This is a genomic window from Nonomuraea sp. NPDC052129 (genome assembly GCF_040680095.1).
Classification (GTDB): domain Bacteria; phylum Actinomycetota; class Actinomycetes; order Streptosporangiales; family Streptosporangiaceae; genus Nonomuraea.
Genome location: NZ_JBFAVX010000003.1, coordinates 123,350 through 145,396 on the forward strand (window position 1 = coordinate 123,350; position 22,047 = coordinate 145,396).

A 22,047-nucleotide genomic window follows, 5' to 3' on the forward strand; every position below is an offset into this window, starting at 1 on the left:
TACCTTTCATAGGAGGCAGCAACACGAAAGGGTGGGTCAGGTGAAAATCCGGGTAAACCGCGATGTTCTGGCAGACGCGGTGGCATGGGCCGCCAGGGTGCTGCCCAGCCGCCCTGTGGTGCCCGTGCTCTCGGGCCTGCTGCTGGGCGCCGACGAGGAGCTGAGCCTGTCCGCGTTCGACTACGACGTCTCGGCTCAGGCCAGGATCGAGGCCGACGTGGCCGAGCAGGGCCAGGTGCTCATCCCCGGCCGCCTGCTCGCGGAGATCAGCCGCAGCCTGCCCGCCGAGGACGTCGAGATCGTCACCGAGGGGCAGGAGGCGGTCCTGACCTGTGGCAGCGCCGAGTTCGGCCTGATCACGATGCCCGTCGAAGACTTCCCGACCATGCCCACGATGCCGCCGAGCATCGGCGCCATCGGCGGCGGCGTCTTCGCCTCGGCCGTGGGCCAGGTCGCGCCCGCCTCCAGCCGCGACGACACGCTGCCGATGCTCACCGGCATCAGGGTCGACATCGAGGGCGAGTCGGTCACGATGGCGGCCACCGACCGCTACCGCATCGCGGCCCGCGACCTCACCTGGCGCCCGGCCACGCCCGACGTCGCGGTGTCCGCCATGGTGCCCGCCCGCGTGCTGGTCGACGTGGCCAAGACGCTGCGTGGCGGCGAGGTGGCGGTGGCGCTGGGCGACGGCGTGGCGGGCTTCGAGAGCGTCGGGCGCAGCACCACGGTCCGCCTGCTCGACGAGCAGTTCATCGACTATCGCACCAGGCTGACCGCCGACTGGTCGATCAGGGCCGACGTGCCGGTGACCGCGTTCGTCAACGCCATCAAGCGGGTGGCGCTGGTGGCCGAGCGCAACACCGCGATCCGGCTGTCGTTCAGCCAGGGCCACGTGCGCATCCAGGCCGGCGGCGGCGACATCGGCCGCGGCTCCGAGGTGGTCGAGTGCGAGCTGCGCGGCGACGACATCCAGATCGCCTTCCAGTCGCAGTTCCTTCTCGACGGCCTGACCGGAATAGAGACCGATCTGGCCCGCCTCAACATGGAGTCACCGACGAGGGCCGCCCTGATCCAGGACGTTCCTGGCGATGGGCAGCCCAGCTTCCGCTACTTGGTGATGTCGCTGCGCCTCGGGTGACCCTTGCGGGTCATGCGCCCTTGGTGAGGGTTATTCGCCCTCGGTGAGTGCGATGAGAATGTGCTCCATGCAGGCATGCCCGGCCCGCTCGGCGGCGGTGGCGTCGCCCGAGGAGATGGCCCGCGCGATTGCGTCGTGGGGGATGTAGCTCTTGTTCAGTGACGTGCCCGCGGCCGTGATGCTGGCCCGCAGCGCCGCCGAGAAGTCTTCATAGAGGTCGATCAGCACGAGGTTGTGCGTGGCATGCGCCACGGACATGTGGAAGGCCAGGTCGGCCTCGACGAAGGCGTCCGGGTCGTCCAGCTCCCAGGCGCGGTCGCGCTCGGCCAGGGCGGCCTCGATGCGCAGGATGTCCTCGTCGGTGCGCCTGGTGGCGGCCAGGCGAGCAGATTCGACCTCCAGTGCGCGTCGCACCTCGAGGATCTCCAACTGCTCGGCCTGGCGCAGGCGCCTCAGCATGGCGCCGGAGAGCTCGCTGGTGGCGCGGACATAGGTCCCGTCACCCTGGCGGCACTCCAGCAGCCCGGCGTGTGTAAGCGCGCGTACGGCTTCGCGAACGGTGTTGCGTCCCACTCCGAGCTGCTCCGCGAGCACCGTCTCAGTTGGGATCTTGCCGTTCATCTGCCACAACCCTGAGGTGATCTGCTCCTTGAGCTGATCGATCACCTGGTCGACGAGCGAAGCTCGCTGAGCCGTACGCAGACTCACAGTCCGCCTCCTCCGGGGGTGCCAGTCATCCCATGAGTCAATGACTGGTAGACCCTAATTATTCCAGACTCAAAAACCAAATCTGGAGCTCCCGGAGGGCTAGCGGTTCACTGAAACGTCGATCTTCACCCCTGCCAGTGCGGAATGGACTCCGGCTGCCTCCAACGCCCTGCGATAGGCGCTGGTCTGCTGGGCCTTGTCCCCGGAGCTGCCGTAGAGGTCGCCCAGCTCCCGCCAGCAGCGTGCGGCCTGCCTGTCGGAGCCGAACACCGGACGGTTGAGCGTCTCGAGCAGCTGCCGAGCCTCGCCGAGAGATCTCGACGCGTCGGCGTCCAGGGCGAGCGCGACGGTGGCGAGCACGAGGTGGGCCTCGGCCGGTGCCGTGCCCGGAGCGTCGTGCACCAGGTCGAGCGCCGAGGTGGCCAGCTCGCCCGCTCGCACGGCGTCTCGCGCCCGCAGCTTGACCCTGGCGTGCGCGATGAGGCTCTCGCCGTGCTCCTGCGAGCTGCCCGCGGTGCTCGCGAACACGCGAGTCGCCGCTTCGGCCCACCGGTCGGCTTCGGCGATCGGCGCGGAGTCGAGCCTGGCCCAGTGCATGGCCACGCGGGCCAGCTGCAGCGTGAGCCTGGCGGGCCGGCCTGCCATGATCGCGTCGTCGGCCAGGCGTACGGCCAGCGCGGAGTCCTCGCCACCGGCCGCGGCCACACTGGCCTGCCAGAGGGCGTGAATCTCAGCGGAACGGTCCACAATCTCAGGCACGCCGCTGGCGTCGAGCACCCGCCGGACGAATCCGAGCTCGGGAGAGTCGCCCTCGCGTCCGCTGCGCACCTCTACCAGCGCGGCGGCCAGGTCGATGGCGATCTCGCCTTGCGTGACGGCCAGCCGCTCCGCCTGCTCCAGCGCGTGCGCGGCCAGGTCGCGAGCCCGCAGGCGGTCGCCCGCCCGCTGGTAGCAGCGGCTCAGCGCGACGGTGAGCGGCAGATCGGCCAGCCGCTCAGGATGGGCCGCCGCCTCCCTGCGCAGCCGCTCGAACGCCTCGACCGCCTGGCCGAGCCGTCCTTGCGCTTCGAGGGCGCGAGCCCTGCCGAGGCGGGCGTGCGCGGTCAGCAGTGCGTTTTCCTCGTCGGCCGCCTTCACGATCTCCGTGAAGCGGTCGGCCGCGAGGACGGGGTCGCCATGCTGTAGCTCCAGCTCAGCGTGGCGCAGACCGAGCTCGGTATCGATGCGCTGCCGAGGCTCGATCCCATGCAGGAGGAACTCGGTGGTGCACCCCAGGCGCTCGGCCAGGAGTCTTGCTACAACCGGAGTCGGAGTCCGCTTGCCCGACTCGATGAGCGAGACATAACTGTCAGACAGGTCGGGTCCGGCCAGTTGGGCCTGTGACATCCGCCTGTTTAGCCGCAGTCCTCGGACGCGGTCACCGATGGTTCCCTGACTCGGCATCTCATCTCTCAAGGCGGGGAAGGGTCAACACTCCGCAATGATTGCATGAAGTGGCGCAATCGGGTATCCCCACGTGAAGAATTCCCCACGGCAGGATTAATCGTCGCTGTCGTCCTTGCTGGGGAAAAGCATCTGGCACACTTCGAGGTACAGAGTCTCCGGATACGGAATGTACTCGACTGTTGACAGTGCCTGATCCTGACCAGCGGATTCAAGGATGAACTCACCGTAACCGAGCATGCGCCCAAGGAGAGATCTTTGGAAGCTCATGTCGGTGACCTTGCCCAACGGCATCATCGCGACTTTGCGCGTGATGAGGCCAGTGGTGAGCAACATCCGCTTTGAGGTAACCACAAAGTAGTCGACCGACCACTCCGCGACTTTCCAAACAAAGCGGATCAAGAGCAGAAGCCAGAGCCACCAGACGACGACGAGGGCCGTGCTGCTCCCCTCGCCGCCGAAAATCTTGCTGAGCAACCCGGCGATGATGAGGCCGCCGAAGACTTCGGCGACCGGGCGAAGCAGCACGGCTGGGTGACGCCGTACCATGATGACCTGTTGTTCGTGGGGGAGAAGGTAGCGGTTGACCGACGCCGGAGCAGAGTCCCCGTGGGTCACAAGTCTCATGCGAGGTTGTTCACAAATTGGGCCAGTGAGTCGGCCGCGTTGATCACGTTGTCGAACACTCCTCTGACCGCGTCAGCGGCATCGGTTGGTCGCGCGAACAGGTAGTACGCCACAAAAGCCATACCACCGTATGTGAGGACCTTTTTGACCTGCACTGTCGCCTCCGTACCACTTACCTACTCCACCCGCTCTCTACATTACCCACCCCAATGCCGGGGTAAAGGTAACTTGACGGGATAGTTTTGATCTTGCTTAGCCGCGTTCGCTGGCCACGAGAGCCAGGACGTGAAGGTGCTTGCGCGCGATCCGCTCGACGAGACTCGGATGGGCGTAGCCCGTGACCTCCAGCGCGCCGTAGTGCGCCGCTTCGACGCAGCGCGTTACGGTGATCGCGGAGTGGATGCCGGCGAACTCCTCGCGGAGTGCCGTCTCCACGTCCGCGTACGGACTTGGCTCCGCCTCGGTGTGGTCGCTCACGACAACACCTCGGTAGCCGGAAAAACGCTCATCGCTGCTCCCCCCACGCGCGTGCGGAAGTTGCCTTCCCCTCACCTCATACCCACGAGACAACAGTATGTAACGAAGTGAGTGCTCAGCGTGACGAGTCAGACCACCCCGTACAAACGATCTCCGGCGTCACCCAGGCCTGGAACGATGTAACCGTTCTCGTTCAGCCGCTCGTCGAGGGCGGCGGTCACGACGCGGATCGGCTTGCCGGAGTTGGCGAACACCTTGTCCATGTACGCCAGCCCTTCGGGCGCCGCGAGCAAGCAGATCGCCGTGACGTCCACCGCCCCGCGGTCGAACAGGAACCGCACGGCCGCGGCCAGCGTGCCGCCGGTGGCCAGCATGGGGTCGACCACGTAGCACTGGCGCCCGGACAGGTCATCGGGCAGCCGGGTGGCGTAGGTCTCGGCCTGCAGCGTCGACTCGTTGCGGATCATGCCCAGGAAACCGACCTCGGCCGTGGGCAGCAGCCTGGTCATGCCGTCGAGCATGCCGAGACCCGCCCGCAGGATCGGTACGACCAGCGGATAGGGCTTGGCCAGCCGCACTCCATGGGCCTCGGCGACCGGCGTCTGCACGCTCACGTCCACGACCCGCACATCGCGCGTCGCCTCGTACGCCAGCAGCGTCACCAGCTCGTCCGCGAGCCGGCGGAACGTCGGCGAGTCCGTCCGGACATCGCGCAGCGTGGTGAGCTTGTGCGCTACGAGAGGATGGTCGACGACGAGGGTTTCCATAAGGGACAACGCTATCTTGTGTGCAACGAACCGGCACGTCGCGTCATGGGTTTTGATCACAATTTGGTCGGAGGAGCCCACGGGGGGTGGCCGGGTCTGGAACGATTGGATCCCGTAGTGACCACGTCGTGGGGTGGACGATGACAGAAGAAGATGCGCTCGACTTCGCCATCGTGGTCTATCGCGAGGACGAGTGCTGGGACGCCGGCCTGCTGCCGGTCGCGCTGACGTCCGATCTGCATGGGCTGATCAAGGCGCTGCGCCAGCAGCCGAGCGAGAGTGGCACGATCGGCCTGGTCGCCGTGGGCGACGAGTTCTTCGTGGCATTGCGCGTCCTGGGTGATCGCGTCGATGTGTTCCTGTCCGACATCGCCGCCTCCTGGGACTTCCCGCTGGCCGAGCAGGTCCTCGACTACCTCGACGTGCCGATCCCCGACGAGGAGGAGCTCGACGAGATCCTCCAGGACGAGGACACAGTGCTTCCGGCAGGCGATCTGTCCATCTTCGCGGACCTGGGACTCGACGAGATGGAGCTGGGCATACTCTCCGGCGACATCGAACTCCTCCCGGAAGACGTACTCTCCAGCATCGCCGCGCGACTCGGCTTCTCCGAGCCGTTCGAGCGGGCCATCGAATCGGTCTTCGGCTGACCCCTGGAGCACGGACATGGCGTCCAACACCTTCTCTGCGGCCTTCGTCAAGATCTCCGGCGGCTGGAGCGGCGCCGAGGTCGATCTCGGTGACGCCGAGATCGTCGACGACTTCGGCGACGCGGTGACCGAGGCCCTCGGCCTGTCCGGCGACGAGCTCGCCCTGCTCTGCGTCGAGGTGGAGGACGAGTGGTTCGCCATCGTCCGCTACCGCGGTGACGACGAGCCGCGGGTGTTCCTCTCCGACGCGCACGCCATCATGTCGGACACACTCGGCGAGTTGTTCGCGGAGTTCGCCGGGGTGGCACCCGACAAGGACGGCAACGGGCTGGGCGTCAAGCCGTCCGGCGACTTCGACCTGCTCAGCGACCTGGGCGTGAGCTCGGAAGAGCTGCTGGAGCTGAGCATGGAAGAAGGCGTGCTGCCGGCCGACATCCTCTCGGTGATCGCCGAGCGGCTGTCCTGCGCCGACGAGCTCGACCGGTTGCGGTGAACCACGCCGACGCGATGCGCCTGGCCCTGTCCGAGGCCGCCGCGGCCGGCGCCCGGGGCGAGGTCCCCGTCGGCGCGGTCGTGCTCGGTCCGGAGGGCGAGGTGCTCGCGTCCGCCGGCAACTCCCGCGAGTCTTCCGCCGATCCGACCGCCCACGCGGAGGTGCTGGCGCTCCAGCAGGCCGCCCGGTCGCTCGGCGGGTGGCGGCTGAGCGGCTGCACACTCGTGGTGACCCTGGAGCCGTGCACGATGTGCGCGGGGGCCGCGGTGCTGGCCAGGGTCGACCGCATCGTGTACGGGGCCGTCGACGAGAAGGCCGGGGCCGTGGGGTCACTGTGGGACGTGGTCCGCGACCGCAGGCTCAACCACCGCCCCGAGGTCGTCATGGGTGTGCTGGGTGAGGAGTGCGCTGCGGTACTAAAGGAGTTCTTCGGCACTCGGCGGATCCGGTAAGCTCGTCGACGGTGGTGTCGCCTAGTGGCCGAGGGCGCACGCCTCGAAAGCGTGTGATGGGGCAACTCATCCGTGGGTTCAAATCCCACCACCACCGCCACCTATTGGGCCTCTGACCTGTCTGACCGGGTCAGGGGCCTTTTGCTGTACAAGGACGCCAAGGGCTGTGTGGACCAGGACGAGACGGCTACCCCGAGACCGGTGCCGAAGATTCGCCTCGCGGCTCGCTGACGCGGGAGCGTCATTCGTAGCGGGCCCGGCGGGCGATCACTTCGAATCCGAGGCCGCGGAAGAGGGCGGCCGAGGCTGGGTTGTTGACGTTGACGTCCAGGAAGACCTCCGTCGCGCCGCGTGTGCGCATGCGGCCGAGCGCGGCGACCGCCAGCGCCCGCGCGAGCCCGCGCCGCCGCCACGCGGGCACGGCGCCGACCTGGATCAGGAACCCTTTCGCGCACGCCACGAAGCCGGCGGCCCCGCCCGCTCCGCGTGCCACCAGCGAGCACTCGGGCAGGAACTCGTCGTCGACCAGCCAGTCCACCCACTCCTCCCGCGACCAGCCGGGAAAGCCGGGACGGTCGGCGAAGGACGCGGAGTAGGCCTCGTAGAAGGCCCCTTCGGTGTCCCGCGACCATTCCTGGACCTCAAGCTCCGGCTCCGGCTCCGGCGGCAGCGGTCGGCTCAGGTCACGGCGGTAGACGTCCTCGGCGAACGTCTGCCGGAGCCCGCGCGAGAGAAACAGCGCGTGGGCCTCCGGGGTCACCGACTCGGTCTCCAACCGGACCGGCCGTGCTTCCCCGATCAGCCGGACCCGCCCCGCCTCCCCGATGAGCCGGACCGGCCGTGCCTCCCCGATCAGCCGGTCCAGCAGGCCCGACCCCAGCCCTTGCCCCCGATGCCCCGGGTCGACCAGGCCGGTCGCCGCCGACGCGTCGCCCACAGGGCGCACGGCCCCGCAGGCCACCAGACGGCCGTCGGCGAACGCGCCCACCGCCGTCCCCGCGGCGTACCTGCGCTCCAGGAAGGACGGGGACGCGGTCGCCTGGAGCCCGCCGTCATGCGCCACGCACCGCCGCGCGAGATCGGCGATCGCTGGTATGTCGGCGGGGGACAGCGCGGTCCATTCAAGGGCCACTGTCGGCTCCTCTCAGGTGCAGGTGACGGAGTATGTCATCTTGTCGGAGGACATGGCGTTGGGCACCCTGCTCTCCATGTACGCCGTGACGGGCTTTCCCGTCGACTCCGTCACCGTGAACTCGCGCTCGACGACCTTGGCCGGCGGCCCGCTCGCCGGGGAAGTCGGTGCTGCCGAGGAAGGGCTGCGTCTCCCCGTCGAAGACCCATTGCGTGAAGAGCGCGTCCATCGGTGCGGACACCGTGACTGGGCGCCCTGGCGATCACTTCGGAGTACGTCACCCTCGAACGCGCCAGTGAGCCTCCGCCGGCGGCTAAGGCGTGTCTTAGAACCCTGCCGCGTTGATCGCGCCGCACCGGGATGATCTCGGTGCGGCGCGAGGGGACTTGAGTGATGCGCAGTGGGCGGTGCTGGATCCGTTGTTGCCGGTCGCGGCGACAGGCAGGCCGACGTTGTTCCAGCGCAGGCTGATCGACGGGGGTGCGGTATCGGGTCCGGACCGGGGTGCCCTGGCGTGACCTGCCCGAGGAGTACGGCCCCTGGCAGACGGTGTACGGGCTGTTCCGCCGCTGGCAGCGCGAGGGCGTGTGGGCGATGCTGCTCACGAAGCTCCAGACCAGGGCCGACGCCGCCGGGCGAATCATCTGGGACGTGTCGGTGGACTCCACGATCAGCCGGGCCCACCAGCACGCCGCCGGTGCCCGCCGCGACGGCGCAGCCCAGATCGGGTGCGGGCCGACAAGGCCTACTGCTTGAGGGCCAACCGGGTCTACCTGCGGCGTCGGGGTATCCGGGCCACGATCCCGGAACGCCGCGATCAGATCGCCGGACGGAAACGCCGCGGCAGTGCCGGCGGTCGGCCGCCGGTGTTCGACCGGGAGGACTACAAGCTGAGGCACGCCGTGGAGTGCGGGATCAATCGCCTCAAGCGGCACCGGGCCGTGGCCACGCGTTACGACAAGCTCGCCGTCCGCTTCGCTGCCACCGTGACCATCGCCGCCCTGGCCGACTGGCTGTAAACCCCGGTCGCGACCTGCGATGCTGGTCGCGACCGGATCGCCAGAGTCTTGGGGGGAAGTCGATGCCCGCTTCGTACTACCGTGCGGACGCCGAGAACGGCGACGGCATCGACGACCCGTCTGAAGACGCGCTGTTCATGATGTTCGGCGAGCTGAACCACATCGACAACACGTTCGTCGTCATCCAGCCCGACGCCGACGACCCAGCCTGGTTCGCCTCGGTATCCCTGCTGGACGAGGGCGGCTACGAAGTCGAGCTACGCGATGTCCGTCATCGCGAACACGAACTGACCACTCAAAGCGACATCAGCCGTATCGCCAAAGACGTCACCATCTGGATGGCTGCTCGCAACGGTGCCAAGCCGTCAGCCGACGTCTAAGCTAAGACACGCTCTGGGGTCTCAGCCGAGCTGGCCGGTGGGCCGCACCACAAGTTGGCTGATGTCGACGCCCTCGGGCTGGTTGACGGCGAACAGGATCGCGTTGGCGATCTGCTCGACGGTCAGCGCCGGTGCCGCCTGCGGGGTTCCGCCGCGCTCGTCCCAGAACGGGCTGTCCACGACGCCCGGGGCGACGAGCGTGACGCCGACGTGGTCCTTGGCCACCAGCAGCCGGACGTTCTCGACCAGCGCGTGCACGGCCCACTTGGTGACCGAGTACATGTTGCCGGGCGTGTTCCTGATGCCCGCGACCGAACCGACGACCACGATCCGGCCCTTGGACTCCCGCAAGTACGGCAGTGTCTCGCGCACCAGCAGAGCCGGGCCGAGGACGTTGGTCAGGACCATGGAACGCATGGCCTCGGGGTCGTGGTCCTCCAGCGTGCCAGGCAGGGAGAAACCGGCGTTGGCGATGACGGTGTCGAGCCGTCCCCAGGTGTCCACGACCTGACGCACGGTGGCGGCGACATCACTGGCGTCGCCGGCGTCACCGGCGATCGTCAGCAGCTGCTCCCCGGCCCCGGCCGAGGCGGCGAACGCGGCCAGCCGCTCGGCGTCGCGGCCGGTGACCGCCACGCGGTGCCCCTGTTTGAGCAGCGCCCGGGCGGTGGCCGCGCCGATCCCGCTCGAACCGCCGGTGACCACAGTGACGGGTTCCATAAGACGGCCTCCTCATCGACGGCGGCGTCGGCAGGGAATCCAGTTGTTGATCAACGCCGACCGACGCATGACATCCGACCCATTCGACGTCACCGTGATGATCCCAGAGTGCTGAGACGGCTCACCTCGGCGGGTCGTGGCTGGGGAGTTCAGACGCCGCGGTGGGCGTGCCGGGCGGAAGGCCTGATCCTGGGTTGGCTCCGGCCCTTCGGCCGGTGCGCCCAGCGCGGATGACCGGGATTCCCAAGCACGGCCCGGAGTTCCAAAACACGCCCTAGTACATAGCCCAGCTTGGCCGGCGCGAGCTCCGAATACGTCTTTGGTCTATGACCCGGACGATCGTGCCGCCCGGCGGTCAGCGGCTGTTACCGTCGAGCCTGACCGAAAGGCAGGAAGGCGTATGCATTCCGAGGAGAGCCCCAAGGATGATAGGCCGGACATCGGCTCCATGATCGGTGAGCTTTTCTCCTACTGGACCTTCGGTCTGGACGCGCACGCCTCGGGAGAGCACAACCTCCGCTACCACCCCGTCAAGCTGGTCGTGTGGGCGCTCGTGGCGATCGCTGTGTCGGCCGTGATGTCCGCGGTCAGGCTCGCCCTGTTCGGCGAGCCCCAGGCGGGGTGGACGGTGGCGTTGTTCCCGCTGCTGCTGCCGCTGACCGGCGCAGTGGCCCACAAGCCGCCTCGGTACGCGCCCGCCCTGTTCTGGGGCCTGGCGGCGGGCGGGGTCACCGCGGTGCTGCTGGGTATCGACGTGGCGACCACGCTCAGCTCCTTCTGGGCCGGGTTCGCGGCGGTGTGCGCCGGATTCCTGGTGTGCTCGGTGGTGTTCGCCGCGATCGCCCGGCCGCATCCCGCGTCTCCAGAGGATTAGGTCGCCGAACCCGGCGGTCAGCACAGCCAAAGGCTGGGACATGACGGTCCCGACGATGAATGGTCCGCGCTCATCAACGCTCTCGCCGGCTTGATCAACACCATCGACGACCAGCCGAACTCCGTCATGGGGCAGCCGCGGACGGGCTTGACCCTGACACCGTGTCAGACGGCACGGTGCGGGCTATGTCTGTTACCTATGTGGGCTCCGGGCCGTATTGCTACGCCAACTCCCTCGCGATGATCGTCGGCGGCCAGGCGCCGCCCCCGGCCGTGATCGAGGTCCTGACGGGCTCCCCTTACGGGATGCAGCTCATTGGCGGGCGGTTACCGCTGTTCGACCCGTTCGGCTGGGACCCCGAGATCGGGCTCGACGCCGCGATCGGCCTGCTCGGCTGGGAGTGCGAGCGCGCGGACGACGGGACGGCCGCGGCAGCGCTCGACCGGCTGCGCCGGGCCTGTCAGGACGGCCCGGTGCTGGCCGGGCCGCTCGAGCTCGGTCTGCTGTCGTACCAACCCGGCTCGGGCAAGGCGGTCGGCGCCGACCACTACCTGGTGGTGCTGGAGGTGAGCGACGACACCGTACTCGTGCACGACCCGCAGGGCTACCCGTACGCCACGCTTCCGGTCGGCATCTTCGCCGAGGCTTGGCGCGGAGAGTTGATCCCCTATCTGCGGCGGCCGTTCCGGATGCGGCACGGGTTCACCCGGCGCACGCGGATCGGCTCGGAGGAGGCGTTGCAGCGCTCCCTGCCCGCCGGGGTGGCCTGGCTGGCCGGCCGGACAGATGTGGAGGTCCCTCCCGGAACGCTGGGGCAGGCCCAGGCGGCCAAGCGCACGGCCGAACTCGTGGAGGAAGGACTGGACTCCGAGATCAGGATGTTGTGGAAGGCGTTCGCGGTGCGGGTGGGCGCCCGCCGCCTCAACGACCTGGCGGCCGGCCTGTCGCTCCTCGGCCTTGACGCAGGCGCTGCCGTCGCCGCGGAGCAGGCCCGTATTGTCGGCGGCTTGCAGGGTCCGCTCGTGTCGGGCGACGACATGGCGCTCGCGGCCGGCCTGCGTCGATTGGCTCCGACGTACGAAAGGCTGCATGCCATCTTGATCGCCGGAGAGGGAGCCCGGTCCCTGGACGTGGGAACGCCCTCTCGAAGGGGTTGACTGTCCCCGACGCTCTGCCTGGCCCACTCGGCCAGATCGACACGTTCTCGGTGCGAGGGCGCGGAAACAATTCTGGTCCTCTGCCAACCTTTTTTAGGCACCTCCGCGTTGAGGCCATGTGAGTGATCCAACGGAAGACGCCGCCTACGCCGCCTTCGCCGAGGCGGCCTGGAACCGGCACATGGCGGTCGCCATCCTGCTCACCGGCGATCGCCACCGGGGCGAGGAGCTGCTCCAGGACTGCCTGGTGCGGCTGTACGTGCGGTGGCGGCGCGTAGGTCTCACCGATCCGCATGCCTATCTGCGCCGCATGCTGGTCAATGGGAACGTCAGCTGGTGGCGGCGACGTCAACGGGAACTGCCCACTGCCGACCCGCCTGATCACGCCGATCCTCGGTCCGGGCCGTACGAGCCGCACGAGGATTTACGCCGCGCGCTGCTCTCCCTGCCGCGCAGGCAGCGCGCCATCGTCGTGCTCCGGCACTACGAGGACCTGACGGAGAAAGCGGTCGCGGCGGCACTCGGCTGCACGGTCGGCACAGTCAAGAGTCAGCACTCCAGAGCGATGGCGCGGCTGCGCGCTGCTCTGCGGGACAACCAGGAGGCGTCGCGATGAACGACGATCATGAAGAGTTCGCACAGGCCTTGCGTACTCTCGCCCAGCGTGAACCGGTCCCGCCCGCGCCGGTGTCGGCTCTGGTACGCCGGGGACGCCGGGCCAGGCGGACGCGTGCCGTGGTGGGCGCCATCGCCGGAACGGCCCTTGCCTCGGCAGCCGTCGTGGTGGTTTGGGGCAGCGGTGGACTCGTCCCGGCCGGCCCGCCATCGATTGCCAGTGCGCCGCTCTCCGGAGACGGTTCACGTTCCTCGCATTCTCCCCGTACGCAATCTCTGGACGCCCGGTCCGTCCTGCTGGCCGCGGCCGAGACCGCCGCCCGCGAGCCGGCCACGTCGGGCCCCTACTGGTACACGCGTCAACGCACCTCCCAGCCGGTGCATCAGTACATGAAGAAAGTCAAAAAGCCGCAACGGCAGAAGATCCCCTTCTCGGCGACCCTGACGGGTACCCAGGACAGCTGGTACGCGAGCGAAAAAGGCGCGCCCAGCCGTACCGTGACGGGTCAGGACCCGAAGGTCGCCTTCGCTTCCCCGGAGGACGAGGCGAAGTGGAAGCGACTGGGCTCGCCCGCCCTGGCCGAAGAGAAGCCGTCGACCAACGACTACGACATGGAACTCCACTTTCAGATCGGCAACCACAACTTCACAGTCCGGCAACTGCTCAAGCTGCCGACCAGCAAGGACAGGCTGGAGAGCCAGTTGCGGCGGCTGTTCGACGAGGAGTCCGCAAGCGACTGGTGGCCCGCCAAGCCGGAGTTCACCGACTATGTCTGGTACGCGGCGCAGGACCTGCTGGCTGGTCCGATCAGTCCTGGGACTCGCTCCGCCCTCTACCGGCTGCTTGCCGAACAGCCCGCGATCAAGTCGCTGGGAGAAGTCGCCGATTCGCAGGGGCGCACCGGCGTCGCCCTGGCGCTGACCACAGGGGGGGATGGGGACGGTGCGGGCGAGTCTCGGCTGATCGTGGACGACGAGACGGCGGAGTTGCTCTCCTACGAGTTCCGCTCGCAAGGGCAGTCGGCGCCGACATTGCAGATCACCTACGAGGACATGGGCTGGGCCGAGGCCCTGGGTGAGCGCCCGCAGAGCTGACTTTCGGCTGAGGCCAGGCCGAGCGAGGACGTTGCTACGGCGGGACCTTGGGGTGGCGGGAGCTTGACGTCACGATGAGGGGGCCATCGGCGCCCCCGCTACGGCGGGACCTTGGGGTGGCGGGGCCTTGACGTCACGATGGCGGGGCCTTGGGGTGGCGTGGCTTTGACGTCACAATGGCGGGGCCTTCGGCGCCCCATCTGGTGAGTGCCGTCTGGTGCCCGATCTGGGCGCCCGTGCGGGGATCCACCTTGAAGGCGCCGAACATGGTGGTTGTCTCCAGCGCTATGGCGGTGTCCCACAGCGCCTCACGTGTGGTGCCGGCCGCCTGCCGGGCGCAGTGTGTCGCGATCGCGGCAGCGGCCGCGGCCTGGGCCGCTGGATAGTCGGGGAGTGACCCGGAGCGTTTCCGGTAGGCCCTCAGGAAGTCGTCCTCGCTCATGGACAACGCGACATGACCGCCTCCGCCGGGAAACCACTGCCCGACCCCGTAGACGCCCAGAGGGTTGTCGACGGCCTGGCCGAACTCGCGTACGCCCGCCGCCACGGCGCAGACGGTCTGTGGAGGCGTCGGCAGTGATCTGACCAGGGTGACCGTTTCCACGTCTTCCTCGAACGAGCCAGCGCAGAACAAGCTCCACGCCTCCGGCGCCGGAAAATCGTGGATTTCGGTCGGCTTGAGGCGGGCGGTGCGGATGTTCAGGGAATGCGCTGTGCGCTCGGCTCCGTCGGCCACCTGCCGGCCGAAGCTGCCCTTGCCCTGGAGGATCCAGAGCGGGTGCGGGTCCTCCCGGGTGGTGAGGTGGCGGACAAAGGGCTCTGCGTATCGGCTCGTGGGAGTGAGCACCGAGACGACATGCCCAGGGTGGGCTGTTTCCACATCGTCACCGGATCCGCCGTGGTTCCAGATCAGGCGGTCCATGGTCTCGGCGAGCGCTCCCGCTCGGCGCATCAGCAGCGTGGAATACGGGCCCAGCAAGATGTCGCAACTCTCCGCCAGGTGAGGGAGTTGGGCTTCCAACTGGTCGGGATCGCTGCCGTCGTCCACGATGGTGAGGTCTACTCCCTGGGTCGTGGATTGCCAGATTTCCAGGGCCAGCCCAGCCTGCTTGCCGAACCGGGCGTACTTGCCTGACAGCGACAGACAGGCGCCGAGGCGAAGTCGACTGCTGGACGATGTGGTCATCGCATCTGTACCTCGTATCGGAACTCGTGGGTGTCGGCGGCTACAACGGATTCCTGAACTTCAAGCGGTCGGCTCTGGGTGTCGTAGATGGTGCGGATGATCCGTACGACGGGGACGCCAGGCAAGAGGCCCAGGGCCTCAGCCTCCTGGCGCGTGGGCATCCTGCTCACCAGGTCCTCGATCGAGTGGCTCACCTCGCGATGGATCGGCCCATGCGGATCCTCGATCACCGCGTAGACGCCACCCTTGATCCTCTGAGGTACCGCGATTGCCGTGTCGGCGACCAGCGCGGCGGGATAGTAGCTGTCGCACAGCGCGACGGGTTGCCCATCGGCGAGAAACGTACGGCGGCGCACGACAACAGGCGAGCCCTCGGCGATCTCCAGGCGTGTGGCCACCTCCGCAGAGGAGTCGATCGTCACAACTTCGCGAAGAACCTGTTCGGGCACCATGCCCTGTTCGCTCACCTGAGCGTTGAAACCCGGCAGGCCCGCACTGCGGTGTCGTTGGTAGTTCGACCCGCTGATCAGCAATCTGACACGGGGCTTGGAATGCACGAACGCTCCCTGCCCCTGTCTGGTGACGATCAGACCTTCTGCTTTCAGAACGGCGAGCGCTCGCCGGACAGTAGGCCGTGTTGTGCCGTACTGATCGGCGAGCTCGTTCTCCGACGGCCGGGTGCCTGCCGCCGCGTCGCCACGGAGGCGTCGCCGTGATCGACTGGGAGCCGTACCAGCGTGCCGAGAGTGAACGCCTGCGGGTCACCGAGACCTCGTGCTGTGGCGAATATGAGTGGGCCTGCCAGGGCGGTGAGTTCCTGATCCTGCGGTACAACGGCAGCGGCTATGAGGAGACGGGCCGAGGCCGGTACGCCAAAGCGCGCCAGGTGTGGGAGCGCCTCGTGCAGGCGCACAAACTACGCGTCCCGAAACACAGGCCGGATCCCGGCCGCTAGATCCCGTCATGTTCAGGGAGCCGCTCGATGTCTGATCCACCATGTTCTCCGCGTAGTCGCCCACGCCAAGAACATGGTGCCGGACGAGTTGAAGGCGTTTTCGGCGGTGCTGCTAGGGATGGCTGGGGTGCCGTTACAGCTCTGCTGGGTCGTCCCTTCGCCCATGCGGCAACTCGTCGTAGGCCCAGCCGCTCCACCGCTCGACGGTGATCGCGACCACCGGGCCGGCGGGGCGTCGCGCCACGTATTGGTCGTAGCGTGCGGCCAGCCGGTCGAGCCACTGGCCGCGTGTGGTGTCGTCGTCGACGAGCGCTGCCGTGCCGTCGGCTCGGGCCCACCACAGGCGCCGCCAGTCGTCGGCGTAGTGGTCGACCAGGACGCAAACCCGGTTGTCGCTCGCGATGTTCCGAAGCCTGTGGAGGTCTGTCGTCCGCTTCGGTTTGTCGTCCACGGCAAAGGCGATCATGTCGCCCGCCACGGCGAAGACGATGGGCACCAGGTGCGGCGCACCTTGCTCGTCCACGGTGGCCAGCCTGGCGCTGCGTGCTGCCAGGAACTTGGCTCGCGCCATGGCCTCGTCCATCGCACCAACTCTCAGCCGACCTCTGAGCCGGACCGCCTCTCAGATGACCCTCTGAGACGACCTCCTCGGACGGCCCCTCAGCCGACCCCCTCAGACGACGTCGAACTCGTTGCCCTCCGGGTCCGCCATCGCCACCGCGTAGTGGTCCACGCCGGGCTCGGCGAGCACGCGTACGACGGAGGCGCCCGCGCGGACCAGCCGCGTCACCTCGGCGTCCACGCGCTCTCTGCGGATCGCCAGCGGGACCTCCTCCCGCTTGCCGCCCACCTTGATGTCGAGGTGGAAGCGGTTTTTAACTACCTTGCCCTCAGGCACCTGCTGGAACCAGATCCGCGGGCCCCCGCCCTCCGGATCGACGATGCTGTCGGAGCAGTCTCCGTCGGGGAGCTCCTCTTCCGGCACGCCGATGCTCTGCCAGTAGGCTCGCCAGGTGTCGAAGTGGCCTGGCGGCTCCTCCAGCTCATAACGCAAGCCGTCAGCCCAGAAGCGCGCCAGCCGTCCGGGGGCGGCGCAGTCGATCACCAGTTGAAAAGAGACCATGGAGGCATCCTGCCGTAGGGGGCCGACAATTCTTCTTCAGCCCAGGACCCTCAGCGGGGCATCTCCAGGACTCGGGCGTGCAGGATCGAGCGCTGGTGCAGGGCCGCCCGGAGCGCCCGGTGCAACCCGTCCTCCAGGTAGAGCTCGCCCTCCCACTGCACCACGTGCGGGAAGAGGTCGCCGTAGAACGTGGAGTCGGCGGCGAGCAGGGAATGCAGGTCCAGCATGGCCTTCGTGGTGATCAACGAGTCGAGCCGGACCTGCCGTGGGGGGATCTGCGCCCACTCTCTGGGCGTCAGACCATGGTCGGGATAAGGACGGCCGTCACCGACGAGCTTAAAGATCACCCCAACGATTTTAGGAGAGAATCCGATTACTCGTGTTCTACGCCGCCGTTATACAAGATCGGCCTGCGCGCATTTGGCCGGGTCGCCGATCTTGTAACCGCGATTCAGGGCGTTGACGCGTTGCTCGGAGCTGCCGTGCGTGAACGACTCCGGGTCGATCCTGCCCTGCGTACGCTGCTGGATCCGGTCGTCGCCGACAGCAGCCGCCGCGTCGAGCGCCTCGGCCATCTCCGCGGTGGTGAACGGCTTTTCGTAGAAGCCGGTATCGACGGCGTGCTTGGCCCACACACCCGCGTAGCAGTCGGCCTGCAACTCCGTCGCCACCGAGTTGCCTTGGGAGAGCTCGCCTAGGAGGTCCTGGGCGTGATGCCCGTACTCGTGGGCGATTACATAGGCCTGTGCGAATGGGCCGCCTTTTGCGCCAAATTGGCTTTGCAACTGGTCGAAGAAGCTCAGGTCCAGGTAAACGCGCTGGTCGCCGGGGCAGTAGAAGGGGCCGACCGCCGAACTGGCCGCGCCGCAGGCGGTGCGCAGGCTGCCGGAGTACAGGACGGTCTTCGCCGGGCGATAGTCGGAAATCTGGGTCTTCCAGTAGTCCTGGATGCTGTTGACCACGCCGACGACCCGGCATTTCTCCGACTGGTCGGCGTCCTTGCCGGTACGGCACTGCTGCGACAGGTTCGAGGACGGCTGCCGCTGCTGCGCCGGCTGGTCAATTCCGCCGCTCAGGTTGTTCAGGACGAAGACTATGACGAGCACGATCAGGCTGACGATTCCGCCGCCACCGATGACCATGCCGCCCGGGAACCCGCCACCGCCACCGCCCCCTCCACTACCGCCAACGTCCTCCACCTGTGAGGAATCGAGGTTGGCGTCGTCCCTGAAGTCCATCGCTGAGGTCCCTTCTCGGGTGCTGCTCGGATGACAGCTTCCCGAAAGGGGCGTATAGATGCCACCGGTGAACCTCTCATACCCGTGCGCTTACGCAGAGTATTCACAGTTGGCCGGGCGCAATGTCCGCTAATCTGCCCATATGACGGGTGGTCTGCTGGGAATCGCGTTGGTGTCGCTGGGCATGGTGCTCACTCCCGGGCCGAACATGATCTATCTGGTGTCGCGCTCCATCACCCAGGGCCGCCGGGCCGGCCTGATCTCCCTCATCGGGGTGGCGCTCGGGTTCACCGTCTATCTGACGGCCACCTGCCTGGGCCTGACGGCGATCTTCGCGTACGTACCCGCCGCCTACACCGTGCTCAAGCTCGCCGGCGCCGCCTACCTGCTCTGGCTGGCCTGGAACGCCGTCAAGCCCGGCGGCACCTCCGCCTTCGAGCCGCGCGAGCTGGCGATCGAGCCGCCGCGCAAGCTCTTCGCCATGGGCCTGCTCACCTGCCTGCTGAACCCGAAGATCGCGATCCTGTACCTCTCGCTGCTTCCGCAGTTCATCGACCCGGCCATGGGGCACGTGCTGCTGCAGAGCCTCGCGCTCGGCTCGGTCCAGATCCTCATCGGCACCCTGGTCAACGCCCTGATCGCGGTGTCGGCGGGCACGCTGGCCGCCTTCCTGGCGGGCCGCCCGCTCTGGCTGCGGATCCAGCGGTACCTCATGGGCACCGTGCTCGCCGCCATCGCCGTCCACCTCATCGCCGATCGCTCCAAGGCCCTGGCACCGGCATAGGCGCCCGTCGCCTCAAGCCTGTCCGCTTCAGCCGCGCGGCTTGGCTCGGTGGGCGATATTTCGGGAACCGCGTGGCCTCCTGGTGGCAATTACTCGTGTCATGACAGACACCCGAGAGGCACGAGATGCGACACGAGAGCCGGACGGGCAGACCGCCCTGGCCCGAGGCCGTGGAGACGGCCGACGATGCCGCGGTGATCGCCCGATCCCGGCATGAGCCCGAACACTTCACCACGCTGTTCACCCGTCACGCCCCGGCGCTGAAGCGCTACGTCATCAGGCGGCTGGGCTCGGATCCGGCCGAGGACATCGTGGCGGAGACATTCGCGCGGGCGTTCCAGCACCGGGAGAAGTACGACCTGACGCGCGCCGACGCGCGGCCATGGCTGTACGGCATCGCCACGAACCTCATCGGGCGCCACCGGCGTCACGAGATCAGCCTGTATCGGGCGCTGAGCCGCACGGGGGCGGACTCGGTGACCGAATCGTTCACGGACGAGGTCGACCAGCGGGTGGCCGCCGACGGCGTGCGACGCCGCCTGGCGGGCGCCTTGGCCGGGCTCCCCCGGGGGCACCGCGACACGTTGCTGCTGGTGACGTGGGCGGAGCTCACGTACGAGCAGGCTGCTCAGGCGCTGGGCGTTCCGGTGGGAACGGTGCGTTCGCGGGTGAATCGGGCTCGAAGCAAACTACGGCGGGTGCTCGGTGGCATCGACCCAACCGACGCGAACGAAGGAATGAACCGATGAACGAGCTCGAACTCCTCAACGAGTTGCGCGACGAGGTTCCGCGACGGCCCGATGTGCGAGCCGAGGAGCAGCGGCTGCTCGCCGTGATCCAGGGCCGCTCCCCGGCGCCTGGCAAGCGGCCGGCGCTCCGCCCGCGCTGGGGTCTTGCCCTGGTCGCCTGTGGTGTGGCCGCCGCCGCGGTGACCATGACCCAACTCGGCGGCGCCGAGCAGCCGGTCAAGGTGCGGCAGCCCGACCCGATCGGGTTGCTGGAGAACGCGGCGCTTGTCGCCGCGCGTACCAAGGCCGTCGAGATCCGCTCCGGCCAGTGGTTTTACCTCAAAGAGTCACAGCACATGGGTGGCAACCTCCCGGACTTCGAGCACTGGAGCCGGATGGACGGGGCGAAGGACGCCGTACGGGTCAAGGGCAAGCTGAAGATCGGAAACGGAGAGAAGGGCCCGACGAACCCGGGCAAGACCGCACAGGAACTGGAGGCTCTGCCCGTCGATGCCGACGAGCTGCTGGCGCACTTCCGCGGACTCAAGGAGGAGCGGTATCCGATGTCCATCTGCCAGCCCGCCTGCCCCGAAGGCTCGCTCCCGGACGTTAACGCCTTCGGGGCGATCGGGTGGTATCTGAAGTTCGGGCCGATGATCCCGCCGGAGAAGGCGGCGGCGATGTACCGGGCCCTGGCGAAGATCCCGAACGTCACCGTCCAGGAGAACATCTCGGACGGTGACGGTCGCAAGGGGATAGGCGTCATCCTGGACCTGGGCGAGGCGGGCAAGGGCACGTACATCCTCGACCCGGCGGACTACCACTACATGGGCATCAAGGTCGAGCAGGACGGCGAGACCCGCTCCATGTCCGTACTGGGCTCGGGGATCGTCGATCAGCCCGGCCAGACGCCCTGATCAGGTGAGCGCGACGCGGACGGCCGACGGGTCGGCTCCGGCAAGGGGGATGGAGAAGACGGCCGTCCGCTCGCGCGCCCCGTACACCACGAACCGCAGGCCGTCCTCGTCCCACACGTCCTGAACGTCCGAGGTGAGCTGCGCGGACGCCGAGCAGTACGCGGGGCTGAGGTAGAGCAGGTGCAGCGAGACCTCCAGCGGGATCTCCGCCGGTGAGCGTACGGCAAGCGGGCGGCGGAGCCGTACGAGGAGCTGGCGCAGCGGGCTCAGCCAGAAACGGTCCAGCTCCGCCGAGAGGCCCAGCAGGGCGACGACTTCCACCAGGCCCAGCGTGACGAGCGGGGGATCCAGCGGGTACGGCCCTGCCCAGATCGCCGCGACGCCCGCGACGCACAGCAGCCCTGCGCGGGCGAAGGCACGCAAGTCCACGGGATGGGAGTGCGCGCCCAGGCAGCCGCACGACGACGTGGGCGCGGCCGCGTACGCATAGGCGAGATAGGCGAGGAACCCCGCCGAGAGCACGGCGGCGGCCGCGCCCTCCTCAGGGGTGGTGGGCGGCAGCAGCAGCGCGGCCGCCACCGCGAGCTCCACCACCCCGACGAGGCGGAGCGTGGGGACCGCGCGCGCCGAGCCGACCAGCCGGGCCAGTGCGGTCCGTCCGGCTTCCGCCCGCATTCGACGACTGAACAGTTTCATCAGGGCCGCCCAGACGAGGAAGAGGGCGATCACGTACGGCTGAAGCGCGGCGATCCCTTGCATGTGTCGCTCCTAGTGGGGGGAGAAGACGGTGGCGATGTCGACCTCGTTGGTGTCCGGTCGCCACGCGCCGAGGATCTGCACGTGCTGGCTCACCCGCAGCATCGACAGGTCCGCGGACGGCGGTGACTCGGAGTGGACGGCGACCGACTTGCCCGACACGACGTGGCAGAGGACCTCTTGGCCGTTGTGGTCGAGGTGGATCTTGTCGCTGGTGATGTTCTTGATGTGGCCCTTGATGTTGACGATGTTGAGCCACACCGACTCGGCGGCGAGCACCCCGTCGGGCATCCGCACACCTCGGGCGTACAGGCCGTCACCCGGCTTGGCCTGGTCGAAGGGGACGGGTCCCAGCTTCCAGAGGCTCGTGCCGTCCACGACCCGGATGTTGTGGAAGACCATGTTCGAGCCCAGGACGAGGAGCGTGTTGTCCTTGATGGAGCGGATCCGGCCCTCGGCGAAGTTGGGGTCGACGGTGCCGGGCTCCACTTCGGGCGCCCTGACCGTGGCGAACGCCGCCTCGGGGCCGAGCGAGCCGAGCGCGGTCGCGGCGACCACGCTGGCCCCGCCGCCGAGCAGGGCGGACTTGAGCATTTGCCGTCTACTGGTCATC

Annotated in this window: 29 protein-coding genes, 1 tRNA gene and 2 pseudogenes; 15 read left to right on the plus strand and 17 right to left on the minus strand. The window is 68.1% G+C overall.

Translation table 11 applies throughout. The features are described from left to right. The first annotated feature begins 40 nt into the window (after window positions 1-40). Window positions 41-1,138, plus strand: a complete 1,098-nt coding sequence (dnaN, locus tag AB0L53_RS08375; RefSeq protein WP_363992111.1) for a DNA polymerase III subunit beta — start codon at window positions 41-43, stop codon at window positions 1,136-1,138. 30 nt (window positions 1,139-1,168) lie between these two features. Here dnaN and AB0L53_RS08380 read toward each other — a convergent pair whose 3' ends face one another. The 6 genes from AB0L53_RS08380 to upp all read right to left on the minus strand — a co-directional run bounded on the left by AB0L53_RS08380 (window position 1,169) and on the right by upp (window position 5,160). After that, window positions 1,169-1,846 carry a FadR/GntR family transcriptional regulator gene (locus AB0L53_RS08380; RefSeq protein ID WP_225300972.1) on the minus strand — a complete coding sequence of 226 codons (678 nt, stop codon included), beginning with the start codon at window positions 1,844-1,846 and terminating at the stop codon, window positions 1,169-1,171. A gap of 99 nt (window positions 1,847-1,945) precedes the next feature. Continuing rightward, entirely contained in the window at window positions 1,946-3,289 is a 1,344-nt protein-coding gene (locus AB0L53_RS08385; protein ID WP_363992113.1) for a helix-turn-helix transcriptional regulator, read from the minus strand. A 96-nt stretch (window positions 3,290-3,385) separates the two neighbouring features. Further along, the gene (locus AB0L53_RS08390; protein WP_225300974.1) at window positions 3,386-3,916 is read right to left on the minus strand and encodes a PH domain-containing protein; all 531 of its coding nucleotides are present in this window, start codon (window positions 3,914-3,916) and stop codon (window positions 3,386-3,388) included. After that, window positions 3,913-4,071 carry a hypothetical protein gene (locus AB0L53_RS08395; protein WP_225300975.1) on the minus strand — a complete coding sequence of 53 codons (159 nt, stop codon included), beginning with the start codon at window positions 4,069-4,071 and terminating at the stop codon, window positions 3,913-3,915. The genes AB0L53_RS08390 and AB0L53_RS08395 overlap by 4 nt, the downstream gene beginning before the upstream one ends. Window positions 4,072-4,168: 97 nt before the next feature. Continuing rightward, window positions 4,169-4,393: a hypothetical protein gene (locus AB0L53_RS08400; protein ID WP_357655252.1), complete on the minus strand. Its 225-nt coding sequence runs from the start codon at window positions 4,391-4,393 to the stop codon at window positions 4,169-4,171. A gap of 128 nt (window positions 4,394-4,521) precedes the next feature. Then, window positions 4,522-5,160: a uracil phosphoribosyltransferase gene (gene upp / locus AB0L53_RS08405; protein WP_357938075.1), complete on the minus strand. Its 639-nt coding sequence runs from the start codon at window positions 5,158-5,160 to the stop codon at window positions 4,522-4,524. A 140-nt stretch (window positions 5,161-5,300) separates the two neighbouring features. Here upp and AB0L53_RS08410 point away from each other — a divergent pair, with 140 nt between their 5' ends. The 4 genes from AB0L53_RS08410 to AB0L53_RS08425 all read left to right on the plus strand — a co-directional run bounded on the left by AB0L53_RS08410 (window position 5,301) and on the right by AB0L53_RS08425 (window position 6,855). Continuing rightward, window positions 5,301-5,810 carry a tRNA adenosine deaminase-associated protein gene (locus tag AB0L53_RS08410; RefSeq protein WP_357655246.1) on the plus strand — a complete coding sequence of 170 codons (510 nt, stop codon included), beginning with the start codon at window positions 5,301-5,303 and terminating at the stop codon, window positions 5,808-5,810. Window positions 5,811-5,826: 16 nt separating this feature from the next. Next, window positions 5,827-6,303: a tRNA adenosine deaminase-associated protein gene (locus AB0L53_RS08415; protein WP_363992116.1), complete on the plus strand. Its 477-nt coding sequence runs from the start codon at window positions 5,827-5,829 to the stop codon at window positions 6,301-6,303. Further along, window positions 6,300-6,755 (plus strand): tRNA adenosine(34) deaminase TadA, encoded by a 456-nt coding sequence (gene tadA / locus AB0L53_RS08420; RefSeq protein WP_363992118.1) that lies wholly within the window; start codon window positions 6,300-6,302, stop codon window positions 6,753-6,755. The genes AB0L53_RS08415 and tadA overlap by 4 nt, the downstream gene beginning before the upstream one ends. A 10-nt stretch (window positions 6,756-6,765) precedes the next feature. Further along, window positions 6,766-6,855: transfer RNA gene (locus AB0L53_RS08425), tRNA-Ser, on the plus strand. Between the two features lie 141 nt (window positions 6,856-6,996). Here the strand turns inward: AB0L53_RS08425 and AB0L53_RS08430 are convergent. Further along, window positions 6,997-7,887: a GNAT family N-acetyltransferase gene (locus AB0L53_RS08430; protein ID WP_363992119.1), complete on the minus strand. Its 891-nt coding sequence runs from the start codon at window positions 7,885-7,887 to the stop codon at window positions 6,997-6,999. A 344-nt stretch (window positions 7,888-8,231) separates the two neighbouring features. Here AB0L53_RS08430 and AB0L53_RS08435 point away from each other — a divergent pair. Together AB0L53_RS08435 and AB0L53_RS08440 are read left to right on the plus strand one after the other, a co-directional pair. Then, window positions 8,232-8,906 (plus strand): annotated as a pseudogene (locus tag AB0L53_RS08435) (transposase). 62 nt (window positions 8,907-8,968) lie between these two features. Then, window positions 8,969-9,286: a hypothetical protein gene (locus tag AB0L53_RS08440; protein WP_363992121.1), complete on the plus strand. Its 318-nt coding sequence runs from the start codon at window positions 8,969-8,971 to the stop codon at window positions 9,284-9,286. 21 nt (window positions 9,287-9,307) lie between these two features. Here the strand turns inward: AB0L53_RS08440 and AB0L53_RS08445 are convergent, their stop codons facing one another. Then, window positions 9,308-10,006 (minus strand): SDR family oxidoreductase, encoded by a 699-nt coding sequence (locus AB0L53_RS08445; protein ID WP_363992123.1) that lies wholly within the window; start codon window positions 10,004-10,006, stop codon window positions 9,308-9,310. Between the two features lie 448 nt (window positions 10,007-10,454). Here AB0L53_RS08445 and AB0L53_RS08450 point away from each other — a divergent pair, with 448 nt between their 5' ends. From AB0L53_RS08450 to AB0L53_RS08465, 4 genes are all read left to right on the plus strand, one after another. After that, entirely contained in the window at window positions 10,455-10,880 is a 426-nt protein-coding gene (locus AB0L53_RS08450) for a hypothetical protein (RefSeq protein ID WP_363992125.1), read from the plus strand. A 185-nt stretch (window positions 10,881-11,065) separates the two neighbouring features. Continuing rightward, window positions 11,066-12,037 carry a hypothetical protein gene (locus AB0L53_RS08455; protein WP_363992127.1) on the plus strand — a complete coding sequence of 324 codons (972 nt, stop codon included), beginning with the start codon at window positions 11,066-11,068 and terminating at the stop codon, window positions 12,035-12,037. A gap of 118 nt (window positions 12,038-12,155) precedes the next feature. Then, on the plus strand, window positions 12,156-12,653 hold the full coding sequence (locus tag AB0L53_RS08460) for a SigE family RNA polymerase sigma factor (RefSeq protein WP_363992129.1): 498 nt from the start codon (window positions 12,156-12,158) through the stop codon (window positions 12,651-12,653). Beyond that, the gene (locus AB0L53_RS08465) at window positions 12,650-13,747 is read left to right on the plus strand and encodes a CU044_5270 family protein (protein WP_363992131.1); all 1,098 of its coding nucleotides are present in this window, start codon (window positions 12,650-12,652) and stop codon (window positions 13,745-13,747) included. The genes AB0L53_RS08460 and AB0L53_RS08465 overlap by 4 nt, the downstream gene beginning before the upstream one ends. A gap of 133 nt (window positions 13,748-13,880) precedes the next feature. Here AB0L53_RS08465 and AB0L53_RS08470 read toward each other — a convergent pair whose 3' ends face one another. The 3 genes and pseudogenes from AB0L53_RS08470 to AB0L53_RS08480 form a co-directional block, all read right to left on the minus strand. Then, on the minus strand, window positions 13,881-14,933 hold the full coding sequence (locus tag AB0L53_RS08470) for a hypothetical protein (RefSeq protein WP_363992133.1): 1,053 nt from the start codon (window positions 14,931-14,933) through the stop codon (window positions 13,881-13,883). Next, complete coding sequence (locus AB0L53_RS08475; RefSeq protein ID WP_363992135.1) at window positions 14,930-15,490, minus strand: UTRA domain-containing protein; 561 nt, start codon at window positions 15,488-15,490, stop codon at window positions 14,930-14,932. The genes AB0L53_RS08470 and AB0L53_RS08475 overlap by 4 nt, the downstream gene beginning before the upstream one ends. 9 nt (window positions 15,491-15,499) lie before the next feature. After that, window positions 15,500-15,613: pseudogene (locus AB0L53_RS08480) on the minus strand (GntR family transcriptional regulator); the annotation flags it as partial. Between the two features lie 32 nt (window positions 15,614-15,645). Here AB0L53_RS08480 and AB0L53_RS08485 point away from each other — a divergent pair. Beyond that, window positions 15,646-15,888 (plus strand): hypothetical protein, encoded by a 243-nt coding sequence (locus AB0L53_RS08485; RefSeq protein WP_363992137.1) that lies wholly within the window; start codon window positions 15,646-15,648, stop codon window positions 15,886-15,888. 133 nt (window positions 15,889-16,021) lie between these two features. Here the strand turns inward: AB0L53_RS08485 and AB0L53_RS08490 are convergent, their stop codons facing one another. The 4 genes from AB0L53_RS08490 to AB0L53_RS08505 form a co-directional block, all read right to left on the minus strand. Beyond that, window positions 16,022-16,471 (minus strand): TIGR03668 family PPOX class F420-dependent oxidoreductase, encoded by a 450-nt coding sequence (locus tag AB0L53_RS08490; protein ID WP_363992139.1) that lies wholly within the window; start codon window positions 16,469-16,471, stop codon window positions 16,022-16,024. Between the two features lie 90 nt (window positions 16,472-16,561). Continuing rightward, window positions 16,562-17,011, minus strand: coding sequence for a VOC family protein (locus AB0L53_RS08495; RefSeq protein ID WP_363992141.1), 450 nt, complete (start codon window positions 17,009-17,011; stop codon window positions 16,562-16,564). A 50-nt stretch (window positions 17,012-17,061) separates the two neighbouring features. After that, entirely contained in the window at window positions 17,062-17,358 is a 297-nt protein-coding gene (locus AB0L53_RS08500) for a type II toxin-antitoxin system VapB family antitoxin (RefSeq protein ID WP_357937951.1), read from the minus strand. 48 nt (window positions 17,359-17,406) lie between these two features. Beyond that, the gene (locus AB0L53_RS08505) at window positions 17,407-18,249 is read right to left on the minus strand and encodes a neutral zinc metallopeptidase (RefSeq protein WP_363992142.1); all 843 of its coding nucleotides are present in this window, start codon (window positions 18,247-18,249) and stop codon (window positions 17,407-17,409) included. Window positions 18,250-18,391: 142 nt separating this feature from the next. Here AB0L53_RS08505 and AB0L53_RS08510 point away from each other — a divergent pair, with 142 nt between their 5' ends. The 3 genes from AB0L53_RS08510 to AB0L53_RS08520 all read left to right on the plus strand — a co-directional run bounded on the left by AB0L53_RS08510 (window position 18,392) and on the right by AB0L53_RS08520 (window position 20,678). After that, on the plus strand, window positions 18,392-19,033 hold the full coding sequence (locus AB0L53_RS08510) for a LysE family translocator (protein WP_363992144.1): 642 nt from the start codon (window positions 18,392-18,394) through the stop codon (window positions 19,031-19,033). Between the two features lie 125 nt (window positions 19,034-19,158). Then, window positions 19,159-19,782, plus strand: coding sequence for an RNA polymerase sigma factor (locus tag AB0L53_RS08515; protein WP_363992146.1), 624 nt, complete (start codon window positions 19,159-19,161; stop codon window positions 19,780-19,782). Beyond that, complete coding sequence (locus tag AB0L53_RS08520; RefSeq protein WP_363992148.1) at window positions 19,779-20,678, plus strand: CU044_5270 family protein; 900 nt, start codon at window positions 19,779-19,781, stop codon at window positions 20,676-20,678. The genes AB0L53_RS08515 and AB0L53_RS08520 overlap by 4 nt, the downstream gene beginning before the upstream one ends. On the opposite strand, the gene AB0L53_RS08525 is transcribed toward AB0L53_RS08520, so the two are convergent. Both AB0L53_RS08525 and AB0L53_RS08530 read right to left on the minus strand, forming a co-directional pair. Further along, window positions 20,679-21,437 carry a MauE/DoxX family redox-associated membrane protein gene (locus AB0L53_RS08525; protein WP_363992150.1) on the minus strand — a complete coding sequence of 253 codons (759 nt, stop codon included), beginning with the start codon at window positions 21,435-21,437 and terminating at the stop codon, window positions 20,679-20,681. It abuts the gene before it with no gap. A gap of 9 nt (window positions 21,438-21,446) precedes the next feature. Beyond that, complete coding sequence (locus AB0L53_RS08530) at window positions 21,447-22,046, minus strand: cell wall protein (RefSeq protein ID WP_363992151.1); 600 nt, start codon at window positions 22,044-22,046, stop codon at window positions 21,447-21,449. Between the last annotated feature and the right edge of the window lies 1 nt (window position 22,047).